At 57.0% G+C, this 4,239-nt stretch carries 6 protein-coding genes; all 6 read right to left on the bottom strand.

Annotated features, from left to right (window positions below):
- On the bottom strand, positions 1-827 hold an 827-nt coding region (gene ruvB / locus ACWVCN_RS07385), incomplete at its 3' end, for a Holliday junction branch migration DNA helicase RuvB (protein WP_455244920.1).
- A gap of 23 nt (positions 828-850) precedes the next feature.
- The gene (locus ACWVCN_RS07380; RefSeq protein ID WP_455244919.1) at positions 851-1,330 is read right to left on the bottom strand and encodes a hypothetical protein; all 480 of its coding nucleotides are present in this window, start codon (positions 1,328-1,330) and stop codon (positions 851-853) included.
- A gap of 3 nt (positions 1,331-1,333) precedes the next feature.
- Positions 1,334-1,942 (bottom strand): Holliday junction branch migration protein RuvA, encoded by a 609-nt coding sequence (gene ruvA / locus ACWVCN_RS07375; protein WP_455244918.1) that lies wholly within the window; start codon positions 1,940-1,942, stop codon positions 1,334-1,336.
- 47 nt (positions 1,943-1,989) lie between these two features.
- Positions 1,990-2,748, bottom strand: coding sequence for a YebC/PmpR family DNA-binding transcriptional regulator (locus ACWVCN_RS07370; RefSeq protein ID WP_455244917.1), 759 nt, complete (start codon positions 2,746-2,748; stop codon positions 1,990-1,992).
- Between the two features lie 142 nt (positions 2,749-2,890).
- Positions 2,891-3,673, bottom strand: coding sequence for a hypothetical protein (locus ACWVCN_RS07365; RefSeq protein ID WP_455244916.1), 783 nt, complete (start codon positions 3,671-3,673; stop codon positions 2,891-2,893).
- A 78-nt stretch (positions 3,674-3,751) separates the two neighbouring features.
- The coding region (locus ACWVCN_RS07360) for a PCP reductase family protein (RefSeq protein ID WP_455244915.1) at positions 3,752-4,239 on the bottom strand (488 nt) is incomplete at its 5' end.

Genomic DNA, 4,239 nt, shown 5'->3' with positions numbered 1-4,239 from the left:
CCCCCGAACTTCTCGATGATCGTCAGCAGAATTTTCCGATCCATCTCGTCGAATCCCGCTGAATCCACGCCAAGCCACGCAAGCGCCTCTTCAGCAACGGATTGCGTGATACGGCCTTCAGCTTTCACCTGCGCGTAATCGCGGACCCTCTTTACCAGTCGATTGACGATGCGAGGGGTTCCTCGGGCGCGACGAGCGATCTCTTCCGCTCCAGCCGGTTCGATGGGAATTTCCAGCAGCCCGGCGGACCGCGTCACAATGACCTGCAGTTCGGCGGGTGAATAGAATTCCAAACGGTGCACGAGGCCGAATCGATCGCGCAGCGGCGAGGTCAGGGCGCCCGCTTTGGTCGTCGCGCCCACGAGGGTGAAGCGGGGCAAATCGAGTTTGACTGTTCTAGCCGCAGGCCCCTGGCCCACGACGAGGTCCAGCTGGTAATCCTCCATCGCCGGATAGAGCGCCTCTTCGACCGACGCGGGCAGGCGATGGATTTCGTCGATGAATAGCACGTCATGTTCTTCGAGGTTCGTTAAGATGGACGCGAGGTCCCCGGCATGCGCCAAGACGAGGCCTGATGTCGCGCGCAATGTCCCGCCCATTTCGCGTGCGATGATATGGGCGATCGTCGTTTTGCCCAGGCCAGGAGGGCCGTAGAAGATTGTGTGATCGAGGGTTTCCCCACGCTGTTTCGCGGCTTCGATGCAGATCCGCAGCGACTCCTTCATCCTCACCTGGCCAATATAGTCGTCGAGTGTCTGCGGGCGCAGTGCCTGCTCGATAGTCCGCTCGTCGTCGGTGAGTTGTGCGTTGACGATTCGATTGCTCATTTGGTGTTCCTATCGAGCTCGGCCTATTTCTCGTCAGCCGGGGGAATGTACCTCGGCGGAGAAGGCAAGGCTCCTTGCCCCGGAGTCGGCGTGCTCCCGCAATCGGGCGGACAGGTCTTTCCTCCTTGACTCGGATCCGGGAGGTTCAACTCCATCGTTTCTAATTGGCATTGCGAGAGCCGGCCTCCCTCCTGATTCCCGCAACGGGCCGGGACGGAGGAACTCCCGATCTCGCGATAGCCTTCGGGGCAGGAGCCGCAGACTGCCAACAGATTCGCCCCTAACGGCACACATTGGACCAACGTCGGATCTCCGTCTTTGCAGATGCCCGGCGCCTCAGTCACCCCGGTCGTGGCATAGCCTTCCGGACATTTGCCGCAGGTCTTGCCAATGCTTTTGGGTCCCGCTGGGGCCTCTTCGGCCACGCTCACGATAGGCGTAAGGACGATCGTCGCCGTCAGCACAGCACACAGGGAAACGGACCGCCGAGCGTTCACTATCATTAGCTACCCCCTCGCGAGTTGTTTCAATGATTCGCGTATCAGTTCTTGAAGAGTCACGGATCCCGGCTTGGCCTGTACGACCCGTTTCAAGGCTTCTTTGGCATCTTGCGCACGATACCCTAAATTCGTAAGCGCGGATAGTGCATCGTCTACTGTCGCCTCCTGCCCGCCGGATTTTGTCTCGGTCACATGGCTCGAGCCCGGGTGGAGCCTGATGACCTTTTCTTTCAACTCAAGGACGATTCGACCGGCGGTTTTCTTCCCGATGCCGGGAACCGATTCCAATTTCTCGACATCCCCGGACTGTACGGCGGACACCAAATCGAGCACGGGAAGGGCGGAGAGGATACCCAAGGCGGATTTTGGTCCGATACCGGAAACCGCCGTCAGGAGGAGAAAGGCGTCCTTTTCCTGGCGCGTGAGAAAACCAAAGAGCTGGATGGCATCTTCGCGGACATGGGTGTGAATGCTGAGCGTGGTGAGTTCGTCGATGTTGGGGAGACTGTAATAGGTACTGAGAGGAATAAAGACTTCGTATCCGACCCCTTGAACATCAAGAGCCAGATGAGTCGGCGCCTTGAAGGCCAATCGGCCTGTCAGTAGGGCGATCATGCGTCGGTTGTGCGAGGCTCCAGGCTTGAGGCGGAAGAGATCTCGTCTTATCCGGCCGCAGCCGCGGCCACTTTCTCCATTACGTCGTCTGGAATATCGAAATTGGCGTGCACCTTCTGGACATCGTCGTGCTCGTCCAGAATTTCCATGAGCTTGAGCATTTGCTCCGCTGCCTTTTCGTCCAATCGGATCGTGTTTTGGGGCAGAAACGTAAGTTCCGCAAGGGTCGTGGTGATATTCGCATCGGCAAGCGCTTTTTTGACCGCTTCAAAATCTTGAGGGTTGGTGACCACTTCAAAGTCCTTGTCGTTCACCTTCACATCCTCCGCACCCGCTTCGAGAGCGAGCGACAGCAGATCGTCCTCCTCGACCGCTCCCTTATCAATCGTCAGAAGGCCCTTCTTTTGGAATTGCCAGGCCACGGCGCCGGCTTCAGCCATGTTGCCGTTGTTTTTGGTGAAGAGGCTACGTATTTCAGCCACGGTTCTATTGCGGTTGTCGCTCGTAATTTCCAACAGGAGAGCCGTCCCCCCTGGCCCGTATCCTTCCAAGGTAAATTCTTCATACGACACACCGGGCAGCTCGCCCGTCCCGCGCTGAATCGCCTTCTTCATCGTGTCGCCGGGCATGTTGGCTTCCTTGGCCTTGGCGATTGCCAACCGCAAGCGGGGATTCCCATCAGGGTCGCCGCCGGAACGGGCAGCAATCGTCAATTCCCGGATAATTCTCGTGAAAATTTTGCCGCGTTTGGCATCCTGGGCCGATTTATGTCGCTTGATCGTCGCCCAGTGACTATGTCCACCCATTGGTTACCCCTCTATACACCCGCCGACCTGGCAAAGGCCGGCCTGAATACCAACTTCCAAGCTCATCGCATGGAGTTTGTACTCGTAGCATAGGGTTTGGAAGGGTGTCAATTACGGATGGCCGGCCCCTTCGGAGAAGACCCTACTCCGAATAGACGAGCAATTGCCCGCCGATCAAGAGGAGTAATCCGACCCAGACAAGTTCCGCCCTTGACGCCTTATTGGCTGTCTGGGAGTTGGAAAAACCGGCCCAGAGCTTCGAGGAGCCGGCCGTGATGGCGAGTACGCCCATGATGGTATGGTGCAGAGTGATCCTATCAGCCGCAGGATGGACTCCGTGTGAGTGGTCAAAAAGCATAAGCCCTCCGACGATCGCCATCAGCGGAAGTGGTGTCGCCCATGCCCAATTGCCTATCCGGCCGAGTCTTCTGAAGAGTTCGATGCTGCCGACCGCCAGGGCCAGGAGACCATATATCTTGTGTTGGACGATTTCGTGGTCCTGTCCGAAGAATGTTTCTGAAAACCCGAGTGACCCGATCGGCCAAGCTTCATGGTCGCTCCAGACCATGAGAAACACTCCCGTGAAGATCATGGCGGCAGGCAAGAGGAATCTAGCCCATACGATTGAGGGAAGGCGAAGGGCATAACTCAACTCTGCTAAGCCCATCAGTATGACAAACCAACCCGCAATATGGTGATTCCGTTCCGAATAGGCAATGCCTTCTTCCGAGCCTTCCCACCCGGATGATGCCGCTTCATGGTCGCCATGATGGTGACTTTGGGAGGGCGCCGCGAGGCTAGCCACCTGCTCATCACGTTCATGTGATAATTGGGCGTGAACGAGTGATGGTAAACCAGTCGTTAACAAAACGATGAGTCCTGTTACAAAGACCCAGCGGCAGAGATCAATGTTTACATTTCTCATGGCAGTCTCTTAGGAATTGAAAGGCCCATTCGAAAAGTCGAATGGGCCTTTGATTCCTATGGAGTTGTTGTTCGTTCGCTACATGAACTTCATAAACTTGTCTTTGGCATCGTCCATGACCTGAGCGGTAATGGTTGCGACGCCGCGTTCCTTGGCCAGGCGCTCGATTTCCTTGCGAGCCATGGGACGGATGAAGTCGGGAATGTTATCGAGCCGCTGCTCGGCTTCGCGGGTCCACGCGATGCCGTTGGGAGAATCGTTCTTCGAGTCATCCATGACCTGCAACGTGATCGTCTTGTATCCCTGCTTCCGCGCATATGCTTCGACACTGCTCTGTACCATCGGCTTGACAAAGGCAGGAAGCCGGTCCAGCTTTTCCTTCGCATCGGGAGACCAGGTAAACTCCGAGTCCGCCGTGCCGCCGTTGGCTGGTTTCCCGCCCGAAGTGAGCCCCATCTCTGCCACCATCGCTGAAAAAGGACACCCGCTGCTGGGCTTGTCACCGCTCTTGGCGGACGATGAAGCAGCCGTAGCCGGTTGTCCCCCTTGAATCTTCTCGTTCAAAT

The organism is Petrachloros mirabilis (genome assembly GCF_975968855.1).
Note: the sequence above shows the minus strand (reverse complement) of the source record. Positions and strands in the feature narration are given on the sequence as shown.